19 protein-coding genes, 1 tRNA gene and 1 pseudogene are annotated in these 18132 nt (G+C 62.6%); 6 read left to right on the top strand and 15 right to left on the bottom strand.

Annotated elements, in window-relative coordinates; genetic code table 11:
- Positions 1 to 131: 131 nt before the first annotated feature.
- Positions 132 to 207: transfer RNA gene (locus tag GYH34_RS16360), tRNA-Thr, on the top strand.
- A gap of 263 nt (positions 208 to 470) precedes the next feature.
- Here GYH34_RS16360 and GYH34_RS16355 read toward each other — a convergent pair.
- The 3 genes from GYH34_RS16355 to GYH34_RS16345 are packed head-to-tail and all read right to left on the bottom strand — an operon-like array spanning position 471 to position 2561.
- A complete protein-coding gene (locus GYH34_RS16355; RefSeq protein ID WP_161914508.1) occupies positions 471 to 608 on the bottom strand; it encodes a hypothetical protein in 138 nt (45 codons plus the stop codon).
- 13 nt (positions 609 to 621) lie between these two features.
- On the bottom strand, positions 622 to 1539 hold the full coding sequence (locus GYH34_RS16350) for an oxidoreductase (RefSeq protein WP_161914507.1): 918 nt from the start codon (positions 1537 to 1539) through the stop codon (positions 622 to 624).
- Positions 1540 to 1562: 23 nt separating this feature from the next.
- The gene (locus GYH34_RS16345; protein WP_161914506.1) at positions 1563 to 2561 is read right to left on the bottom strand and encodes an aldo/keto reductase; all 999 of its coding nucleotides are present in this window, start codon (positions 2559 to 2561) and stop codon (positions 1563 to 1565) included.
- A gap of 104 nt (positions 2562 to 2665) precedes the next feature.
- Here GYH34_RS16345 and GYH34_RS16340 point away from each other — a divergent pair, with 104 nt between their 5' ends.
- Positions 2666 to 3301 (top strand): TetR/AcrR family transcriptional regulator, encoded by a 636-nt coding sequence (locus GYH34_RS16340; RefSeq protein WP_161914505.1) that lies wholly within the window; start codon positions 2666 to 2668, stop codon positions 3299 to 3301.
- A 331-nt stretch (positions 3302 to 3632) separates the two neighbouring features.
- On the opposite strand, the gene GYH34_RS16335 is transcribed toward GYH34_RS16340, so the two are convergent.
- The 6 genes from GYH34_RS16335 to GYH34_RS16310 all read right to left on the bottom strand — a co-directional run bounded on the left by GYH34_RS16335 (position 3633) and on the right by GYH34_RS16310 (position 11182).
- Positions 3633 to 3839, bottom strand: coding sequence for a hypothetical protein (locus tag GYH34_RS16335; protein ID WP_348983919.1), 207 nt, complete (start codon positions 3837 to 3839; stop codon positions 3633 to 3635).
- Between the two features lie 97 nt (positions 3840 to 3936).
- The gene (locus tag GYH34_RS16330; protein WP_161914504.1) at positions 3937 to 5121 is read right to left on the bottom strand and encodes a thiolase family protein; all 1185 of its coding nucleotides are present in this window, start codon (positions 5119 to 5121) and stop codon (positions 3937 to 3939) included.
- Between the two features lie 177 nt (positions 5122 to 5298).
- The gene (locus tag GYH34_RS16325; protein WP_161914503.1) at positions 5299 to 6039 is read right to left on the bottom strand and encodes an SDR family NAD(P)-dependent oxidoreductase; all 741 of its coding nucleotides are present in this window, start codon (positions 6037 to 6039) and stop codon (positions 5299 to 5301) included.
- 80 nt (positions 6040 to 6119) lie between these two features.
- Entirely contained in the window at positions 6120 to 9263 is a 3144-nt protein-coding gene (locus tag GYH34_RS16320; RefSeq protein ID WP_161914502.1) for an efflux RND transporter permease subunit, read from the bottom strand.
- Positions 9260 to 10369, bottom strand: coding sequence for an efflux RND transporter periplasmic adaptor subunit (locus GYH34_RS16315; protein WP_174242415.1), 1110 nt, complete (start codon positions 10367 to 10369; stop codon positions 9260 to 9262). Before GYH34_RS16315 ends, GYH34_RS16320 begins: the two co-directional genes overlap by 4 nt.
- Before the next feature lie 84 nt (positions 10370 to 10453).
- Positions 10454 to 11182: a TetR/AcrR family transcriptional regulator gene (locus GYH34_RS16310; RefSeq protein WP_244635168.1), complete on the bottom strand. Its 729-nt coding sequence runs from the start codon at positions 11180 to 11182 to the stop codon at positions 10454 to 10456.
- 244 nt (positions 11183 to 11426) lie between these two features.
- On the opposite strand from GYH34_RS16310, the gene GYH34_RS16305 reads away from it, so the two are divergent.
- Positions 11427 to 12896, top strand: a complete 1470-nt coding sequence (locus GYH34_RS16305) for a TolC family protein (protein WP_161914501.1) — start codon at positions 11427 to 11429, stop codon at positions 12894 to 12896.
- A gap of 146 nt (positions 12897 to 13042) precedes the next feature.
- Here GYH34_RS16305 and GYH34_RS16300 read toward each other — a convergent pair whose 3' ends face one another.
- Positions 13043 to 13486 carry a helix-turn-helix domain-containing protein gene (locus GYH34_RS16300; protein ID WP_161914500.1) on the bottom strand — a complete coding sequence of 148 codons (444 nt, stop codon included), beginning with the start codon at positions 13484 to 13486 and terminating at the stop codon, positions 13043 to 13045.
- A gap of 197 nt (positions 13487 to 13683) precedes the next feature.
- On the opposite strand from GYH34_RS16300, the gene GYH34_RS16295 reads away from it, so the two are divergent.
- Together GYH34_RS16295 and GYH34_RS16290 are read left to right on the top strand one after the other, a co-directional pair.
- Positions 13684 to 14358, top strand: a complete 675-nt coding sequence (locus tag GYH34_RS16295) for a TetR/AcrR family transcriptional regulator (RefSeq protein WP_161914499.1) — start codon at positions 13684 to 13686, stop codon at positions 14356 to 14358.
- A 104-nt stretch (positions 14359 to 14462) separates the two neighbouring features.
- Positions 14463 to 14939: pseudogene (locus GYH34_RS16290) on the top strand (beta-ketoacyl synthase N-terminal-like domain-containing protein); the annotation flags it as partial.
- A gap of 49 nt (positions 14940 to 14988) precedes the next feature.
- Here GYH34_RS16290 and GYH34_RS16285 read toward each other — a convergent pair.
- From GYH34_RS16285 to GYH34_RS16265, 5 genes are all read right to left on the bottom strand, one after another.
- The gene (locus GYH34_RS16285; RefSeq protein WP_161914498.1) at positions 14989 to 15156 is read right to left on the bottom strand and encodes a hypothetical protein; all 168 of its coding nucleotides are present in this window, start codon (positions 15154 to 15156) and stop codon (positions 14989 to 14991) included.
- Positions 15137 to 15490 carry a hypothetical protein gene (locus GYH34_RS16280; RefSeq protein ID WP_161914497.1) on the bottom strand — a complete coding sequence of 118 codons (354 nt, stop codon included), beginning with the start codon at positions 15488 to 15490 and terminating at the stop codon, positions 15137 to 15139. The genes GYH34_RS16285 and GYH34_RS16280 overlap by 20 nt, the downstream gene beginning before the upstream one ends.
- 69 nt (positions 15491 to 15559) lie before the next feature.
- Entirely contained in the window at positions 15560 to 16237 is a 678-nt protein-coding gene (locus GYH34_RS16275; RefSeq protein WP_161914496.1) for a DUF3313 domain-containing protein, read from the bottom strand.
- A complete protein-coding gene (locus GYH34_RS16270) occupies positions 16221 to 16568 on the bottom strand; it encodes a hypothetical protein (RefSeq protein ID WP_161914495.1) in 348 nt (115 codons plus the stop codon). The genes GYH34_RS16275 and GYH34_RS16270 overlap by 17 nt, the downstream gene beginning before the upstream one ends.
- A 33-nt stretch (positions 16569 to 16601) precedes the next feature.
- Entirely contained in the window at positions 16602 to 17291 is a 690-nt protein-coding gene (locus GYH34_RS16265; RefSeq protein ID WP_244635165.1) for an outer membrane protein, read from the bottom strand.
- A gap of 152 nt (positions 17292 to 17443) precedes the next feature.
- Here GYH34_RS16265 and GYH34_RS16260 point away from each other — a divergent pair, with 152 nt between their 5' ends.
- The gene (locus tag GYH34_RS16260; protein ID WP_161914494.1) at positions 17444 to 18130 is read left to right on the top strand and encodes a TetR/AcrR family transcriptional regulator; all 687 of its coding nucleotides are present in this window, start codon (positions 17444 to 17446) and stop codon (positions 18128 to 18130) included.
- Positions 18131 to 18132 lie beyond the last annotated feature (2 nt).

The following is an 18132-nucleotide window of genomic DNA, read 5'->3' as shown; positions in this document are numbered from 1 at the left end:
ACAAATTCTCGCCGCGAGGACCGCCCCACCGAGCGAAAAGCCCACCGGCCCCGGCGGCTGCGCTCTTTTCCGAAGCGACAGGGCGGCGTATAGAGATGCCGACGCCGCAACGCAAATCGTTCGGTCGAGGCGCCGGTTTAGCTCAGCTGGTAGAGCAACTGATTTGTAATCAGTAGGTCGCGGGTTCGAATCCTGCAACCGGCACCAATTAAACATTTGAAAAATAGGTATTATTTGTTGTGTGTGGCCGGGCAGCAGCTCGACGCGGTTGTTCAAGTCACCACCTTGTCACCAAATTCGGCCCCAAAGCTTGTCCAGGCTTGCCAAGGTTGGGGTCGAGGGTTCGAATCCCTTCGCCCGCTACAAAAAAAATCAATGATAATCTGATAGTTGGTAACGGCCCTTCGGGGCCGTTTCTGTTTAGAATGCCTGAACTCTTGGTTGCTCCAAGCGGAATCTATGCACTCGGATCAAAACCGCCGGGCGCGGGTTTCGGCCTCATTCATTCCGTTACGGGCGAGCGCCTTCATCTCGCTTTCGGCGGCGCCTTCAGTCAGATTTACCACGCCGAGGTCAAAGACCTGTATCACGCCGTCGTCCGGCTCCATTTCATTGGCGACCTCATGGAGGAAGACAGGGATCGACGTCCGTCATCTCGATCGATACATCCCAAAGCCTTCGCGCGAGTTCCGGATCCGTGGCCTGATGGGCGCGACGCGCCACGCCAGCCGATCCCTTGATTTCCCGGAACCCCTGCGGGCCGTAATATTCGCCGGGCGCAGCCGGGCCGGCGGCGGCGAGCAATGTCGGCCAGGCTCCCATTGCCGGCGTGTTCGAAAATGGACGGAACAGCATCCAGAGAATGCCGATGCCCGGCATATGCCGGCCGAGATCGGTCGTCGCAAAGCCCGGATGACATCCAGCTGCCGTCACGCTCGATCCCGCTATCCGCAGGCGCCGGTCGAGCTCGAACAGGTAGAGGAGATTGGCGAGCTTGCTCATGGCGTAGCGCGGCCACCTCTCGTAGCTCTTCTCGGCGTTGAGATCGTCCCAATCGATTCTGCCGGATGTGTGGGCGAGGCTGGCCGTCACGACGACGCGCGAGCCGTGTGTCGCTGCGAGTTTCGGCAAAAGCAGCGAAGTGAAGGCGAAGCAGCCGAGATGGTTGACGCCGAACTGAAGCTCGAAGCCCTGTTTCGTTCGCATGAGCGGAGGAATCATCACGCCGGCATTGTTGACCAAGACGTCGATACGCGGCTCACGCTCGATCTCCTCGGCCGCGTGGCGGATGCTATCGAGATCGCTCTGGTCGTAAGAAAGGAAGCGCAGATCGGCGCCGGGCGTCGTCTGCTTGATGCGGCGCATCGCGTCATGCGCCTTGTTTTCATCGCGGCAGGCGAGGATGACGCGCGCGCCGCGCGCTGCGAGCGCGCGCGACGCCTCGAAGCCGAGGCCGCTGTTGGCCCCGGTGACGACGAAGCATTTGCCCGCTTGCGCGGAAACGTCGGCTTCCGTGAAGCCCGAATATGTTTTGGACATGCTGTCTGCTCCTCGGGCTCGGATCACGAACGCCACATCTGCAAGATCTGCGGCGCATAGCGGTCTCCCACGATGGCGCCCGGCGCGAACATGCGGTCGAGCGCGGCGAGATCGTCAGTCGAGAGACGGATATCGGCCGCCGCCAGATTCTCGTGAATTCGATCGCGGCGGCTCATGCCGATGAGCGCGACGATATCCTCGCCCTGCGCCGTCACCCAGGCGGCGGCGAGTTGTGTCGGCGTCCAGCCCCTCGTCTCCGCAAAGGATTTGAATTCGGCGACCACCTCGAGATTCTTCGCGAGGGCCTCGCCCTGCAGGCGCGGCGTCCGGTTGCGGGCGTCGTCGGCGGGCAGCGGGCCCTCGAGCGCGCCGGTCAGAAGCCCCTGCGCCGCGACGCTATAGGCGACGATGCCGACGCCGAGCTCACGCGCCGCCGGCAAGAGATCGTCCTCGATCGCGCGGCCGGCCAAGGAATATTCGATCTCGACCGCCGTCACCGGATGAACCGCATGCGCGCGACGCAGCTGTTCTCCCGTCACTTCCGAGAGGCCGAGATAGCGGACCTTGCCCTCTTTGATGAGGTCGGCGATGGCGCCCACAGTCTCCTCGATCGGCAGCGACGTCGGGACGCGCCCAGGCTGGTAGAGATCGATCGCATCGGTATCGAGCCGCTCCAGCGAATAGGAGCAGAAATTCTTCATGGCGCGAGGGCCGATGTCGAGGCCGAGCGGTTGACCGCCCGGCGCGACCAACATTCCGAATTTGACACTGAGAAAAGCCTGATCACGACGGCCGCGCAGCGCCTCTCGCACCAGCAGCTCATTGTGCCCCATGCCGTAGAAATCGCCGGTGTCGATCAGCCGGATTCCGGCGTCGAGCGCGGCCTGGATCGTCGCTATGCTCTCCGCGTCCTTCGCCGCGTCATGACCGCCCGGGCGCGGACGAAGGGGCGACATGCCCATGCAGCCAAGGCCGAGGGCGGGCAGTTCGGGACCATTTGCTCCCAGACGATGCAGCCTCATCGGAAACTCATTTATTAGAACGATCGATCTATCTATAAACGTCCACGCGGAGCAGCATGTCAAGATAGATAGAGCCAACACTCTATAAAATTCGAAGGAGCAGCATGAGGAAGCTCGATCCCGTCCGTCACGAGGAGAAGCGGCAGGAAATTCTGGCGGCCGCCAGACGCTGTTTCGAGCGCAGCGGGCTCAAGGGCGCGTCGATCTCGGACATTTGCAAGGAGGCGGGCATTAGCCCCGGCCACCTCTACTACTACTTCGACAGTAAGGACGCGATCGTCGCCACGATGTCGGAGGCTTGGCTGGGCGGGGTTCGGAGCCGTTTCGAGCAGCTATCAGCGAAGGAGAGCGATGTCGCGACTGCGCTGATGACGGAGATCGGCAGACTGGCGCCGAGCGGCCCCAATTCCGGCTCGGAACTCTTCTTCGAGATGTTGTCGGAGAGCGCGCGCAACCCCGCCATGGCGGAGATCGTTCGTGCGCACAGCCGCAGCCTGCGCGCCATCCTCGCGGATGTGCTGAGCAACGGACAGCGATGCGGCGCCGTCCAACCCGGCCTCGACGTAGAGGCCGCCGCCACTGTCATGATCGCGATGATCGACGGCATGAAAGCGCTGTCCCTACGCGATCCCGAACTCGACCGACGAGTGGTCGTGAACCTCATGCAGCGAATATTGGAAGACGTCGTGCGCGGAGCGAGCGGAAATGCCACCGAACATTCGACCGATGACGCGAAATAGCCGCTGATCATCATGATGCGCCCCGAAACGCGCTGGATCGATCCGCGATTAAGATCGACCGGGGTGCAGGATGTGTGCGGCAGAGCGTGAGCGTCTGGCAGAATCTCGAAGTGCGAGATCGTCGATTCCGAGGCGAGCTCACGCTCGGAAAGCGCCACGCGCTGCGCCTTCTCGAAGAGGCTTTGCGTGGATCTAGCAGTCGCGACGACCTTGTCGCCGCACTCGAGGGCGGCTTCCACCCAGACGTCTCCCGATGCGAGATGCTTGCAGCCACTGCTGCTGTTCTCTCGATAGCATTCGAGAACGTTCGCGCCTTTCGCTGTGACGCCAATCAGTTTGCGGATCGTGCCAATGGCCGAGCCGCCCTATCCGAGCGTCGCGCGAGGCTCATTGCAGGTGCAACTGCGACCTTGAGGCGGTCTATGTGCGCTCCGTTGAGCTTGCGCCATCGGCTCGACGTCATGCCTTCCCACTCCCGAAAGGCGCGGTAGAAGGAGCTCGTATCCTGATAGCCGAGAAGGCATGCCGCCTCGTCGATTTCGGCCGATGGCTCGACAGCAGCTGCCGGCCGAGCTCCCTGCGCGCTTCGACGAGAAGGTCGCGGAAGGCCATCCCTTCAGCCTCCTCGCATCGAGTTATTTCGCTTCTAAGGCAAGGGCGATGCCTTGCCCGCCTCCGATGCAGAGCGTGACGACGCCACGCCTGAGCCCGTCCCGCCGCATCGAATAGAGGAGGCGTGTTACGAGGACCGCGCCGGTCGCCCCGATCGGATGGCCGTGCGCGATCGCTCCCCCCTCCACGTTTACGAGGTCCAGCGGTATCGCGAGTTCGGCGGCGACAGCAAGAGGCACTGCGGCGAATGCTTCGTTGATTTCGAAACGCTCTACGTCCGCCAGCTTCCAACCCGCACGGTCCAGCGCCTTTCGGACGGCGGGCACAGGACCGATGCCGAACAGGCCTGGCTCGACCGCAGCCACAGCCGAGGCCACCAGCCTGCCCATGGGCGCGATCCCATTCGCCTCCGCGAATCCGCGTTCGGCGACGACCATGGCCGCGGCGCCGCTGTTCAGACCTGGCGCGTTTCCGGCCGTTATGGTCCCGCCGTCTCTAAAAGCTGGCCGAAGCTTTGCGAGTATCTCGATCGTGGTGTCTGGACGTGGTGCTTCGTCGACCGTGAACCGCACGCTTCCCTTCCGACCGGGCGCCTCGACCGGCACAATCTCGTCCGTGAGGAGACCGGCCTCGCGCGCGCGGGAGAAAGCCTGCTGCGAGCGAACGGCGAATGCGTCCTGCTGTTCCCGCGTCAGTCCGGCGCGGGCGACGAGATCTTCGGTGTGCCAACCGGAATGTTTGCCGGAGAATGCATCCTCGAGGCCGTCGGTCACGGCGCTGTCGAAGATCTCGGCGGCCCCCATCCGGTAGCCCCAACGGCCGTTGCCGAGAAGGTACGGCGCGCGGTCCATGCTCTCCAATCCGCCCGCGATCGCAACGTCGATCTCACCTGCGACGATTTCCGTGGCGGCCGTAGCGATGGCTTGGGCGCCAGACCCACAGACACGGTTTACGGTCATTGCGGGAACGCTCACCGGCAGCCCGCCGCCGATCGCGGCCTGCCGAGCCGGGTTCATGCGGTTGCCGGCCTGGATGACATTGCCCATCACGACGCCGTCGACTCGGGTCGGGTCGAGACCCGACCGACGCAGCGTCTCCGCGACGACCGTCGAGCCGAGTGTTGTCGCCGAGACCTCCTTGAGTGCACCCCCGAAGGCTCCGATTGCCGTCCGGACCGGGCTACAGATGACGATCTCACGCGTTTTCATAGTGTGTCTCCGTGTCGACTTAGGTGATTCTATGCAACTTCACAGATCTCGCAGTATGCGAGCATCGCGTGGCGCCATGTCGCGTGAGCGCAGTCGCGCTTTTTCGCGCGTGGTCAGTGGTTGGGGCGCATAGCGGCTATCGATCGTGATGCTGACGCAGGCGTTCCTGGCGGCGCTTCAGGAAAACAGCGCCCGCAATAGAAAGATCGCCCGGAAGATCGCCGGTGAAACCAAACGTCGCTTCCGTCGCTCGATTGCCTTGATGATCGCATCTGCAGCCTGATCCGTCGTCAACGGTGGAATGGCTTTCGAAGCATGTTCTCTGCTTCCGGGATTATGCTCCCAATAGCTGCTCTCCACGAGTCCGAGCACGACGAGGCTGACGAACACGCCTTTGGCTTCGACTTCCATGCGCAGCGCATCCGAAAAGCCTTTCAATGCTTGGCGTGCGGCAATGTAAGCGGCTGCATTCGGCCACACCATGTAAGACGCCGGAGAGGTCACATTGACGATATGGCCGTTCCCGGCCGCCAACAATCGCGGAAGGAACACTCTCGTAACGTCGAACGCGGCGAGATAAGGGAGCTCGATCATCTGTCGAGCTTCCTGTGGAGTCGTTTCGACAGTCGGGAGCCAGCGACCGGAGCCGGCATTGTTGATGATGATATCGGGCGTTCCGGCCTTTTCGAGCACTTGTTCGCCCATACGAGATATCTCATCGGAGTTCGAAAGATCGCACTCTATGGCGAGCGCGCTGCCCCCCGCCGCTTCGAGCTCTCGCGCCAATTGCGCCAGCTTGTCGCCCGAACGCGCGACCAGGATGACGCGCGCTCCTTTGCCGGCGAGCGCGCGCGCCGTCGCGGCGCCGATGCCGCTGGAGGCGCCAGTCACGAGCGCAAGTTTTCCTGCGATTTCCATGTCATGACTCCTTGCCGATCGGCTCGAGACGAGGGGGCCTCATCGCATTGAGCGGTCATTACGCTGGCGCCGCATTGGAGTTATGGTTTCGAACCGACCTCCAAACCCACATGATGAGACGTAGGGCGGCCGGTCGAGAGACCGAGGCCGTCATGTTCAGGCATTGGACTCGCGCCCGCAGGCGTCACTTTGAACCAGATGGCGTAGAGCGCCGGAAGGAAGAGCAGGATCAGGACCGTGCCGACTGCCGTCCCTCCGATCAGCGTGTAGGCCATGGAGCCCCAGAACACCGAGTGGGTCAGCGGAATGAAAGCGAGGACGGCGGCGAGCGCCGTCAAGATCACAGGGCGCGCGCGTTGGACAGTCGCCTCGATGACCGCATGATAGGTGTCTAAGCCCTCGGCCTCATTGGTCTGAATCTGACCGATCAGAATTAACGTGTTGCGCATCAGAATGCCGGAGAGGCCGATCAGTCCCAGGATTGCATTGAAGCCGAAGGGCTGTCCGAACAGCAGCAGGATTGGAACCGTGCCGAGCAATCCGAGAGGAGCGGTCAGAAACACCATTCCCATCGCCGGCAGGGACCGAACTTGAAGGACGATGACGAACAGCGTGAAGAGAATCATGATCGGGAAGATCGGAACCAACGCCGAATTGGCCTTGTTCGATTCCTCGGCGTTGCCGCCCATCTCGATCCGATATTGATCGGGAAGGCGCGCGATGATCGGCGCCAGCGCCGTTTGGATTTCCGCCGAGACCTGCGGCGGCTGGAGCGCCTCGTCGATGTCGCATTGAACCGTGATCGTCGGCGTGCGATCACGCCGCCTCAAAATAGGCTCTTCCGGACGGATCTCGATGTGGCCGATCTGGCTGAGCGGAATCGAATTCCCGCTCTTGCCGGTCAGCGTGAGGTCCCCGAGCTTGACCGGATCGAGACGCTCCGGCCCCGCGCTGCGCCCCGCCACATCGACTATACGAATATCCTCCCGCACCTGAGTGGCGGTGACGCCGGTGAGCAGAAACTGCAGCTGCTCCGCCACGTCGATGGAGGTGAGGCCGATCAGCTGGAGACGATCCTGATCCAGCACAAAGTGAACCGTCGGCGCCCGCTCGCCCCAGTCCTGATTGACTTGGCGCGTGTTCGGATTGGCCCGCATCACCGCCATCACCTCATCGGCGATCGCGCGCAGCTTGGTCGTGTCCGGTCCCATCACGCGAAACAAGACTGGAAAATGCGTGTAGGGGCCGAACACCAGCTGCGCCACGCGAATGCGCGCCTCGGGCGCCAGCCCTTCGGCGACGCGTTCTCGCAAGCGAATTTTGAGGCGGTCGCGGGCCTCCGCATCCGGCGTCAAGACGATGAGCTTGGCGAAGGACGGGTCGGGGAGCTCGGGACTATAGGAGAAAAAGAAACGCGGCGCGCCTTGACCGATATAGGTCGTGACGATCTTCGCTTCGGGCTGCTGCTTCAGCCAATTCTCCAGCTTCGCCGCGGCGGCGCGGGTCGTCTCGATGCTCGAGCCTTCCGGCATCTGGACCTCGGCCAGAACTTCGGGTCGATCGGAGGTCGGGAAGAATTGTTGCTTGACGGCGCCCATTCCCGCGCCCGCGAGGACGAATAGTCCGAGCACTATCCCCGCGACCTTGAATTTCTGGTCGACCGCCGACCTTATGAAGCGTCGAAGCTTTTGATAATTCGGCGTCGCGTAGATCGCATGATGTCCGCCTTCGATCGGCTTGATGTCGGGAAGCAGCTTCACCCCCAAATATGGGGTGAAGACGACAGCGACGATCCAAGACGTGATCAGCGCGAAACCGACGATCCAGAAAATATTGCCGGCATATTCCCCCGCCGTCGAACGCGCGAATCCGACAGGCGTGAAGCCGATGATGGTCACGAGCGTGCCCGAGAGCATCGGCGCGGCGGTATTGCTCCAGGCATAGGCCGCAGCTTTGACACGGTCGAAGCCTTCTTCCAGCTTCACCACCATGATCTCGATGGCGATGATCGCATCGTCGACGAGGAGTCCGAGCGAGATGATCAAGGCGCCGAGCGTGATGCGATCGAACACGCGATCCGTGACCAGCATGATGACGAGAACCGCCGCAAGGGTGAGTGGAACCGCGGCCGCGACCACGATGCCGACGCGCCAACCGAGACTGACCAGGCTCACGACGAGGACCACACTCAGGGCGACGAAGAATTTGAGCATGAACTCGTCGACCGATTCCGTGATATTGACGGCCTGATCGCTGACCTTGGTGAAGGAGAGCCCGGCCGGCAGTTCTTGCGCGATCTTGGCTTCCTCCGCGTCCAGCGCTTTCCCGAGCTCGAGGCCGTTCACCCCTTCCTTCATGACGAGGCTGAGCGCCATGGCCGGCTCGCCATTGTGACGGATCAGATAGGTCGCAGGATCCTCATAGCCGCGCGTGACCTCCGCGATGTCGGACAGCTTCAGTACGCGGCCGCCGCTGACCAAAGGCGTGTCGGCGATTTTTTGCAGGCTGTCGAAGGCGCCGTCGATGCGAATGAAGACCTGCGGCCCGTCAGCGTCGATCGATCCGGCGGGAGTGACCGCGTTCTGACGCCGGAGCGCATCGATGATTTCACGCGGGGCTATCCCGAGCGTCGCGAGCCGCTCATAGGAGAAGTTGACGAAAATTCGCTCCGGGCGCTCGCCGAGAATGTCGACTTTCTTGACGCCGGCCACATGCAGCAAGCGTTGGCGCAACGCTTCCGCCTCACGCGTCAGCTCGCGCGGCTGCATGCCGCGGGCTTTCACGGCGTATACGGCGAAACTCACATCGGAATATTCGTCGTTCACGAAAGGACCGAGCGCGCCGGCGGGCAGCTTATGCGCCTCGTCGCCGAGCTTCTTTCGCGCTTGATAGAACTCCTCCTGAACGAGTGACGGCGGAGTCTTGTCCTGTAGCGTCAGGGTCATGAAAGCCAAGCCCGGACGCGTGAAGGTCTCGACTCGATCGTACCAACGCAGTTCTTGCAGCCGCTTCTCGAGCGGCTCGGCGACGAGATTCTGCATCTCCTCGGCCGTCGCGCCCGGCCAGGCCGCGGTTACGATCAGCGTCTTGATCGTGAAGGCAGGATCTTCCGCGCGGCCGAGCCGGCTGAAGGCGAAGACGCCGGCCGCGGTGACGGCGATCAGAAGAAAGAGCGTGATCGCCCGTTCGCGAACCGCCAGGGCGGAGAGATTGAAGCCGCTCATTTCGCCACCTTCTCGTTCTGAGCCTGTCCAGCCTCGGCGTGCGCGCCATTGGTGCGAACGTGTTCGCCTTCGTGCAGAAGATGGGCGCCGAGCGCTACGACCTGCTCGCCGGCGACGACTCCCTTCAGGAGAATTGCTCTTTCCGCGCCGAGGCGCGCGATCTGGACCGGACGGAACGAAACCGTGTCGCCATTCACAATCCAAACACCGGGTCCATCGCCCTTGTCGAAAATCGCTCCGAGCGGCGCCGAGGTCGCCGAAGCCGCATCGTCCTTGGCGAGGTAGACCGTGACCGTCGCGCCGAGCGGCGCTTGCTGCGCCGACCCTTCCAGCACGTAGCGGGCTTCGAAGGTCCGGGTCTGCGGATCGGCGGCGTCCGAGAGCTGCCTCAGATGCGCGACCGCGCCGGCCTGGCTCCCGTATACGGTCGCCCGCGCCGTCGAGCCGATCGACGGCCGTATCGTCTCAGGCAGATTGACGGCCGCTTCGCGCGGCCCGGAGTGTGCGAGCTTCACGACGATCTGGCCTGCGGAAACGACTTGGCCGGGCTCGGCGAGCGTCTCGACCACGACGCCGTCGGCGTCCGCGAGCAGAGTGGAATATTCGAGCTCGTCTTTCGCGACTTTCAGCTGCGCTTCGGCTGCGTCCAATTGCGCTCGCGTCGCGTCCGCCGTGGCTTTTGCCTGATCATACGCCGATTTGGATACTGCGCCCGAACCGACCAGCTTGCGATAGCGCGCTTCGTCGGCCGCCGCCTGAGCGTAGCGGGCTTTCGCAGCGGTGACATCGCCGGCTCGAACGGTGATCGCATGCTGATAATCGACAGAATCGATACGCATGACGGGCTGGCGAGCTCGCACTTTCTGGCCTGTGTCGACCAGACGCTCGATGACCTTGCCTCCGACTCGGAAGCCGAGATTGCTCTGCACGCGCGCGGCGACGACGCCTGTGAAGGCCCGCTCTGGCGCGCCGGCCCGTTCTACGGTCGCGACTCGGACAAGCTGCTGCTTGGTTCTCGGGTCTTGTTCGGATTTGCCGCAGGCTGCGAGGCTCAACGCGGCGAAAACAGCGGCCGCAGCAATAGTCGATTTTTCCAATCTGGGCATGTTCGGGGTCCCAAGCGAAGCTCGAAACCCAAATTAATAATTGGTGACGATATTGTCAATCAGTCACTCGTTACAGAATGCGAGCTAGGGCGCAAGGCTTCGCAACACCAGATTCGCCATGGCTGCCGCACGCTCCTCGAGATCGTCGAGGTGCCGCTCGAGAAGGCGAGGACTCCAGCATAGCTCCATCGTCTGAAGGATGGCGCGACATGTTTCCTCGATGGGCGTCTTGCGCTCGAATTCGCCCTTCTCGCGTCCTTCCGCGACGAGCTCGCGGATGAGCCCCAGCATTGCGTCCTCGTAGTCCGAGATCGGCCGCCACGCTTCCGAGCACGCCGTGATCACGATTTCGTGGAGCTTTCGCTCATTGAAGAAGAGCGCCGCGCTTTCACGCGTGAGGCGCTGGTACATAGCGCGAAGCCTCTCGGCGGCCGACTTCTTTTGGCCCACGACCTTCTGCAGCTCGGCGATGATTCCGCCTAGAGCGGCTGCGCTGACCGCTTCGCCGATCGCCTGCTTCGAGTCGAAAAACTTGTAGATATAGGCGGTCGACAGGCCGATCGCTCTGGCGAGGTCCGCCACCGTTGTCTTGCTATAGCCGTAACGCCGGAAATGCTCGTTCGCCGCGTTGACGATCTGCTCGCGCCGCTCGTGTTCAGCCGGCCCGCGGCGCCCCGGCGGCGAATCGGAAGCAGCTTTTGTGTCGCTCTTTTTTGTCATGGAGCCACCATATGCCAAATTCGTGCGCTCAAATCCAACTCGGCTCGTGGGAGGAACGATTCGAGGATGAGCGGTCTGGCGATCAGCGTCCATTCGGGCCTCCTATTCGGATGGGGCTCGTCGATCCTCGGCCGGGCCGCGCGATCACATCGAGCGCGGCCGCTCCAGCCGTTCGACAGATTGATAGCTGGCATGCGTCGCATCTTACGCGTCGAGTTATGAATTGACAATATCATCACTCATAACCTATTTCTGAGCCGGGGAGCTGAAGTGACAGCAGTCGCGGCTCGCCGCGGCGGCGCAGCGTCGCTCTTGCCCCATAGAAGAGGCCCAGCCGATGAAATTCGCCTCCACTCCGAAGTCTCCGCTCGCGCGAGATCACAAGGCCCTCGCTCTGGCGGCGACACTATTCGGGGCGAGCGTTTCGGGATGCGCCGTCGGTCCCGACTATGTGGCCCCAACGATATCGCTCGCCGATTTTCACAGCGTCGGCGCCCTCCCGGCGCGCCGGGACGATGCGCCGCCACTGGATCGATGGTGGACGGGATTTGACGATCCCATGCTGACGCGCATCATTCGGCGGGCCCTGGACCAAAATCTCGATCTGGCTGCGTCACTCGCACGCGTCGAGCAGGCTCGCGCCGCCGCGCGGGAGGCCGGCGCCAAACTTTTGCCGACCACGGATGCAACCGCGCAGGCGGTGAAAATCCGGCAGTCGCTCGAAAGTCCGGTCGGCGCAATCGGAAGAAACCTGCCCGGCTATGATCCGAACCAGGCTTTGTTCGACCTCGGAATCAGCTCGAGCTGGGAAATCGATGTCTTCGGCGGCTTGCGTCGCGGCGCCGAGGCGGCGAGCGCCGAGGCCGAAGCCGCCGAGGCGGCTCGTCTCGGAACGCGCATTTCGGTGGCGGCCGACGCCGCTGACGCCTATTTTCAGATACGTGGAGATCAAGCGCAAATCGCTGCGACGGAAGGGCAGATCGCGACCGACGCGCATCTGCTCGACCTCGTTCGCCAGCGTTCCGCCCTCGGCCTCGCGTCGGCGCGGGAAACGGCGCAAGCCGAAGCGCTCCTTTATCAGGCGCGCAGCGCTCTACCGCCTCTGCGTGTCGATCTGGAGGCGCAACTCAATCGCCTCGACGTTCTCATGGGCGCGCAACCCGGAACCTATGCGGCGGAACTGAGAGCGCCTGCGAATATACCCGCGGTTTCTCGCGTTTTCGGAGGCGACAAGCCGATAGACGTCTTACGGCGCCGGCCGGATGTCATCGCCGCCGAGCGGCGACTCGCATCATCCAATGCGCGGATCGGCGAAGCGATCTCCGGCTACTATCCAAAAATTTCGATCTCCGGCCTGCTGGGCTTCGAAAGCATGAATGTTTCGCATCTCTTCCGATCCGCGACATTCCAACCCCAAGCGGTCGCGGGCTTGCGCTGGCGGCTGTTCGATTTCGGCAAGATCGACTCCGAGGTGGCGCAGGCCGAAGGCGCGAATGCCGTGGCGCTCGCCAGATATCGACAATCGATCTTGCACGCGGCCGAAGACGTCGAGAACGCGTTTACCGCCTTCACCCAGACCAAGGCGCAAACGAAAGAGCTGGAGGCGGAGATTTCGGCTGCGAAGCGAGCTCTCACTCTCGCGCAAAGCGCCTACCGCGCCGGCGGAATACCGCTCACCGACGCGCTCGACGCCAATCGGCAATTGTTGGTCGCCAGAAGCGAGCTCGCTCGCAGTCGGGCGGGCACGGCGAGGGCCGCTGTCCGCGTATTCAGGGCATTGGGCGGAACGCCGACCTCGGAGCCGTGAGATTTATGGCGGTGCGAATAATAGGTCCCGCCCGCGGCGGCTTCCGACGTTTGGTCGAACACACGCCCGAGGCGTCGCGGGACCGCGACAAGGACAACGCTCCGCTGTTCTTCGGGTGGTCGACGCCCGACAAAAGATCGCGTTTTTCAGCCGCTGTCCGGCGAGACAATGCGAATTGGGCGTGTCCCGATCTTCGCGCCTGTGACCTCATCCACAGCCACGGGCTTGATCTCCATCCCTGTTTCCGCGTCCAAAAAGCGCGTCAGCTTACCCCCGCCACGATATTGGCTTCCCCACGCTCCGATCATGAAGAGAACGGGCAAAAAATCGCGCCCGGCGGTCGTCAGCAGATACTCTTCGCGCGGAGGACGCTCCGAGTAGCGCCGCTTCTGCAGCAGTCCCTCTTCCGTCAACGTCGCTAGCCGCCGAGTCAGGATCGTCGGCGCAATGCCGAGGCTCTTGCGGAATTGGTCGAAGCGCGTGAGCCCCATCTGTGCGTCTCGGAGGATCAGCATGCTCCACGCATCGCCGACGAGAGCCAGGCTTCGAGCGATCGGGCAAGGGTCCAGGATAGGGTCTTTATCGCTCATTTGCTGTTTCGGTAGAGAGTCACTTTTGATTCGATAGTATCACTGCCTCGGCAGATGTTCCACCGCGACGACGGAAAGGTGAGTGGCTCAACGAATTCGGGCCGCGCGTCCACGAGCGTCGGATGAACGGCCATTTTGGATTGCGTTTAACCTCCATCTATCATAGATGCTGTTCGCAATCTATATCGAGGTGCTCTATGAGGGTCAGTCGTGCGCAGGCGGAAGAGAACCATGAGGCCGTGGTAAATGCCGCGAGCCGCCTGTTCCGCGAACATGGCTTCGATGGAATTGGTCTCAAGGATCTGATGAAGGGCGCTGGCCTTACGCAAGGAGGCTTTTACAAGCAGTTTGCGTCCAAAGAAGATCTGATCGCGCAGGCCTCCCGTCGCGCAATGGAGACGGCGACACGCCACTGGTCAGATACTATCGCGGCATATCCGGCTGCTGCGCTCGAAGCGGTCATGGCGTTCTACTTTTCGCCTGAGCATCGCAAGGAGAGGGGCGACGGCTGCCCTCTTGTGGCTCTCGGTGGCGATGCGGCGCGGCAGGGCCCAGAGGTAAAGGCGGCTTTCGAGGCTGGGCTGAAGGCGCATCTCGAGGTTCTCGACGAGCTGGCGCCTTCGGGCGAGGGTGAGGGCCCCCATGGAAGGGCCATGACGGTGCTGTCGCTGATGGTTGGCGCGATGATGCTATCTCGCACTGTGAACGACGAGGCCTTCTCGCGAGGCTTTCTTGAAGCCGCAGCCCACGAAGTGCGGCGCATAGCAAAGACACCGAGGAGATCGCGACGAGGAGCTCCGCCTGTCACGCAGGCCGTGCGCCGCGCTCCCGACAGAGAGCAATCGCATAAAGGAACAACACGACGCTTTTGATCGGCGCAGGCGGCTCTACAGCAGTTGTAATGGAATGCTCTGTGATAGCGGTTCATGGCGCGTAATGCACCTGCGGCGCGAGAAGCGGACGGTCTGGAGAAAAGATGCGGCGTATCGTGGTTACGGGCATGGGGGCGTTAAGCCCACTTGCAGTCGGTGTGGAAGCCTCCTGGGCTCGTCTGTTGGCCGGGCGCTCTGGCATACGCAGGCTCCCGGACAAAGTCGTCAGTGAACTGCCAGTAAAGATTGCCGGCGTCGTACCGTCACTGGAAGACGATGGGGTGGCAGGTTTCGATCCTGATCGCGTGCTTGATGCGAAAGATCAGCGCAGAGTCGACCGCTTCATCATTTTTGCGCTCGCCGCAGCAGACGAGGCGCTGGCTCAGGCGGGATGGAAAGCGGCATCCGATGATGACCGGCTACGCACAGCCACTATCATCGCCTCGGGAATCGGAGGGTTCCCCGCGATTACCGAGGCCGTGCGGACGGTCGATCAGCGTGGAGCGCGTCGACTTTCGCCCTTCACAATCCCCTCCTTCCTCGTGAATCTCGCGGCTGGCCAGGTTTCGATACGCCATGGGCTCAGTCGACGAATTTGAAGCCTCTCGAGTGCGAGCCTTCAGGCTCGCTCTAAAAACCATCAATTCCGATGACCCCCGCCGCCCCGGCGACGCCCAGCGCGCCATTCCCTGCGTCACCCGACTGATCGGCGTACCCGGCGAAGGAGGTCGAGATCATCGCTATGAGCCCGCGCCGGACCAGCCGAGCGATCGATCGTTCAGTCGTGCGTGCGGTCATGCACCACTCCCATGATTTCGCCCTCGCGTGAAAGGCTGACGAGGAGATGGTCGCCATCTCGCCATGCGCGCACCAAATAGCGAAGTCCGACATCGTTCACCCCGAATACCCGGTAGCCCCTGCGCTGCAGAAGACGAATGGCGTCGTCGGGGCTGAAGTCGCGGGGGCTCGGCGTCCATTCTCTGCGCTCGGCATGGCGGCGGTTCCATTGCTCGAGATATTGCGACTCGAGATTGTCGGGAACCGACGGGATGACGACCTGCGATAGGGCCGGAACGCCGTTTCCCACAAGTCCGGTCACGATGAGTCCGCAGGAGAGGAAGATCATCTTCATTGGAAAGCTCGCTTTCTGGCCATGTCATCTAAAACGCAGATGCATGATCCTTGCACCATAGACGATGGGTCACGATCGCCGGGGTTTGGACAATTGCTCCACCAGCTCTTCCGCGCCTTTTTCTATCCCCGTATGCGCCGCCGACAGCACGCCGATGCTCGCAGGAATATTCAACGGGCTCGGATATTGCTTGGCGACGAACGCCGTGAGCAGCCGATTGTCGGCGGCGTCTCTGATCTCGACCGCGTAGATCACCGAGCCGGTCATCAGCCCTTCGCCGCCGCGCACAGTCTGCACGCCATTGTAGAGTCCGCCTGCGAGATCGAAGCGGGAGAGCGTGCCGAGGACGGGCGTGCTCGTTACGGCGCCGGTCAAAATCAATTTCAGCCGCAGCGTATTCGGGCCCGGCCTGTCCGCGACAGCGAAGCGGCTCTTCAGCTTTTCGGCGAATTCGCTCTGCATGTGCTCGGCGAGCGAGGCCTTGTCGGTCTCCGCCATATCGGCGAATTGATGATCGGCGCCGCGATAGATCGCGACCGGATCGATGATGATCCTATTATAGGCTCGCCAATCTGTCGTCGCGGCGTAGCGAAACGGAATGCGCTTGGCGTCCTCTTGCCGATTGGGCTGCAAATGCGCCGAGGATGGAAGCCCGGAATAGGCGATGGGCTCCACGCTCGAACAGGCGCTCGCTCCGAGGCAGAGCAGCGCGACGATCGATCGAAGCGCTTTATCCAGTGCCGCCATACCATGCTCCTTTACGCTCGACTCCGGGCGATTGCGGCGCGGCGTCATCTTCCGGGGTCGGATTTCGAGATGTCCGGGAGCGCGCCCTGGTCGACGTCTTCGGTCGCGTCGATGCGCTCTGCGAATTTGCGCGCTCGGCAGGAACATAAGAAAAGCTGCGGCCGCCGAGCCGTCCGTGATAGGGACCGCGATCATCTCGGCGCAACAGTTCGAAGCTGACGATCGTGCCGGGCACTGAGACGGTCAGCACGACATCGTCGCGGGCGAGGACCTCGACTTCGAGCGATTCGCCCGGCCGATCGGGGTCGAGAAGAAGGATGCGTCGCGTCATTTTCTTCGTCTTCTCTCCCCCGCCCGCCTGTCGTCACGGCTGCATCGGCGGAGAGAAGAGATCGAAGTGATAATTCAGGCCGAGGCGGATCGTATGGAATCGCGCGTGCCGATCCGAAACGTTGTTCCTGATGTCGCGAAAGATGTCGGCATAGAGATATTCGATCTTCGCTGACCATTTGGGCGCAAAGGCCCATTCGACGCCGCCGCCCGCGGTCCAACCGACGCGCAGCTTGCCCTCGCCGGCGATCTTCGGCTCGCCGAAGGCCATGCCGCCCGTTCCATAGATCAACAAGCGCGGCTCGGTGAGCGCGACGCCCACGCGTCCACGCGCCGTTCCGAACCACGGCAGCGTCGCGTCGCGACGATAGGGGCTGTCGTCTCGCGCCTTCAGGCTCGAGGCCTGAACGTCATTTTCCGCGCCGACGACGAAGCGGGGCGTCAATTGATAGTTGAAGCCGATCTGGCCTCCGCCGACGACGCCGCTCGGCGAATTGTCGCCATAGGCGCCGGCGCCGAAGCCCGCGCCCAATGCGCCGCCGCCGTTCAGGCCGCCATATAGGCCCGTCCAGCTGAAGGCTGGCGGCGGCGGCTCGAAAGCGATTGCCGGCTTCATATAGGGCAAATCGGCCGCGCACGCAGCGCGCGCGCTCGCCGCCAACGCGAAAAGCGCCCGCGCCAGATGTGTCGAATATTTCTCGATCATGTTTTCGATCCCCTGCATTCGGGCGTCGTCCGAGCCGTCGAGGGGAAAATACGCGAGACTGGATCGATGTCAACAACGTTGACACAACATTGTTGACATTCGTGTCTTCCGGTCCCATTTGACCAGCGTCCCGAGCCGAATAAGCTGCTCGAAAAGGGAGTCGGATCGAGATGGCGACACTGGCGGAGCTTCAGGAGAAGCGCGGCGGAGAAATCACGCGGCGTCGCATACTCGAAGCGGCGCGCGCGCGTTTCTCGACGGCCTCCTATGAGGATGTGAAGCTGCGCGACATCGCCGCCGAGGTGGGAGTGGACGTCGCTCTGGTTCACCGCGCCTTCGGGTCGAAGGAGCAGCTGTTTTCAGCCGTTCTCTCGACTTCCAAGGAGGCCTCGTCGCAGGCGACCATAGACGCGAGCCGGCTGAGCGCCGATTACGCAAGCGGGTTTTTCGGCGCGGGCCAGAACGAGACGCTTCAGATCGTCGTTCGCTCGCTGACCAATCCGCAAGCGCGTGAAGTCCTGCGCGCGCGCAGCCTCACCGAATTCATCGGCCCCGTCGCCGCCGCTCTCGAGGGGCCGTCGACGCTCGAACGCGCCACCTTGTTCAACGCCTGCCTCGTCGGAATGGCGATCTTTCGCGAAGTTCTCGGAGCGCCGGCGTTGCAGGACGCCAATAGCGCCGACACGCGGCCCTTGATCGAGAGAATTCTCGCCGCATGTCTCGCCGAGGATAGCCTCGTGGAGCCGAAAGAGGATGGTCAGACAAAGGGGGCTCGCCGAACGACGCGGACAAAAAAAGAACCGGCGAGATCGAAGCCGGCGAAGCGACGCGCGCCGACGAAAGCGCGTAAAGCCTGACG

This window comes from Methylosinus sp. C49 (assembly GCF_009936375.1).
GTDB lineage: Bacteria > Pseudomonadota > Alphaproteobacteria > Rhizobiales > Beijerinckiaceae > Methylosinus.
Note: the sequence above shows the minus strand (reverse complement) of the source record. Positions and strands in the feature narration are given on the sequence as shown.

What these genes read in the sequence shown, in the direction of transcription:
- GYH34_RS16265 (WP_244635165.1), bottom strand. Translation starts at nt 17,291, where the DNA reads ATGCAGGGGATCGAAAACATGATCGAGAAATATTCGACACATCTGGCG.
- GYH34_RS16350 (WP_161914507.1), bottom strand. Translation starts at nt 1,539, where the DNA reads ATGTCCAAAACATATTCGGGCTTCACGGAAGCCGACGTTTCCGCGCAA.
- GYH34_RS16345 (WP_161914506.1), bottom strand. Translation starts at nt 2,561, where the DNA reads ATGAGGCTGCATCGTCTGGGAGCAAATGGTCCCGAACTGCCCGCCCTC.
- GYH34_RS16330 (WP_161914504.1), bottom strand. Translation starts at nt 5,121, where the DNA reads ATGAAAACGCGTGAGATCGTCATCTGTAGCCCGGTCCGGACGGCAATC.
- GYH34_RS16270 (WP_161914495.1), bottom strand. Translation starts at nt 16,568, where the DNA reads ATGACGCGACGCATCCTTCTTCTCGACCCCGATCGGCCGGGCGAATCG.
- GYH34_RS16285 (WP_161914498.1), bottom strand. Translation starts at nt 15,156, where the DNA reads ATGACCGCACGCACGACTGAACGATCGATCGCTCGGCTGGTCCGGCGC.
- GYH34_RS16315 (WP_174242415.1), bottom strand. Translation starts at nt 10,369, where the DNA reads ATGCCCAGATTGGAAAAATCGACTATTGCTGCGGCCGCTGTTTTCGCC.
- GYH34_RS16305 (WP_161914501.1), top strand. Translation starts at nt 11,427, where the DNA reads ATGAAATTCGCCTCCACTCCGAAGTCTCCGCTCGCGCGAGATCACAAG.
- GYH34_RS16275 (WP_161914496.1), bottom strand. Translation starts at nt 16,237, where the DNA reads ATGGCGGCACTGGATAAAGCGCTTCGATCGATCGTCGCGCTGCTCTGC.
- GYH34_RS16280 (WP_161914497.1), bottom strand. Translation starts at nt 15,490, where the DNA reads ATGAAGATGATCTTCCTCTCCTGCGGACTCATCGTGACCGGACTTGTG.
- GYH34_RS16310 (WP_244635168.1), bottom strand. Translation starts at nt 11,182, where the DNA reads ATGGACGCTGATCGCCAGACCGCTCATCCTCGAATCGTTCCTCCCACG.
- GYH34_RS16300 (WP_161914500.1), bottom strand. Translation starts at nt 13,486, where the DNA reads ATGAGCGATAAAGACCCTATCCTGGACCCTTGCCCGATCGCTCGAAGC.
- GYH34_RS16320 (WP_161914502.1), bottom strand. Translation starts at nt 9,263, where the DNA reads ATGAGCGGCTTCAATCTCTCCGCCCTGGCGGTTCGCGAACGGGCGATC.
- GYH34_RS16260 (WP_161914494.1), top strand. Translation starts at nt 17,444, where the DNA reads ATGGCGACACTGGCGGAGCTTCAGGAGAAGCGCGGCGGAGAAATCACG.
- GYH34_RS16340 (WP_161914505.1), top strand. Translation starts at nt 2,666, where the DNA reads ATGAGGAAGCTCGATCCCGTCCGTCACGAGGAGAAGCGGCAGGAAATT.
- GYH34_RS16295 (WP_161914499.1), top strand. Translation starts at nt 13,684, where the DNA reads ATGAGGGTCAGTCGTGCGCAGGCGGAAGAGAACCATGAGGCCGTGGTA.
- GYH34_RS16355 (WP_161914508.1), bottom strand. Translation starts at nt 608, where the DNA reads ATGGAGCCGGACGACGGCGTGATACAGGTCTTTGACCTCGGCGTGGTA.
- GYH34_RS16325 (WP_161914503.1), bottom strand. Translation starts at nt 6,039, where the DNA reads ATGGAAATCGCAGGAAAACTTGCGCTCGTGACTGGCGCCTCCAGCGGC.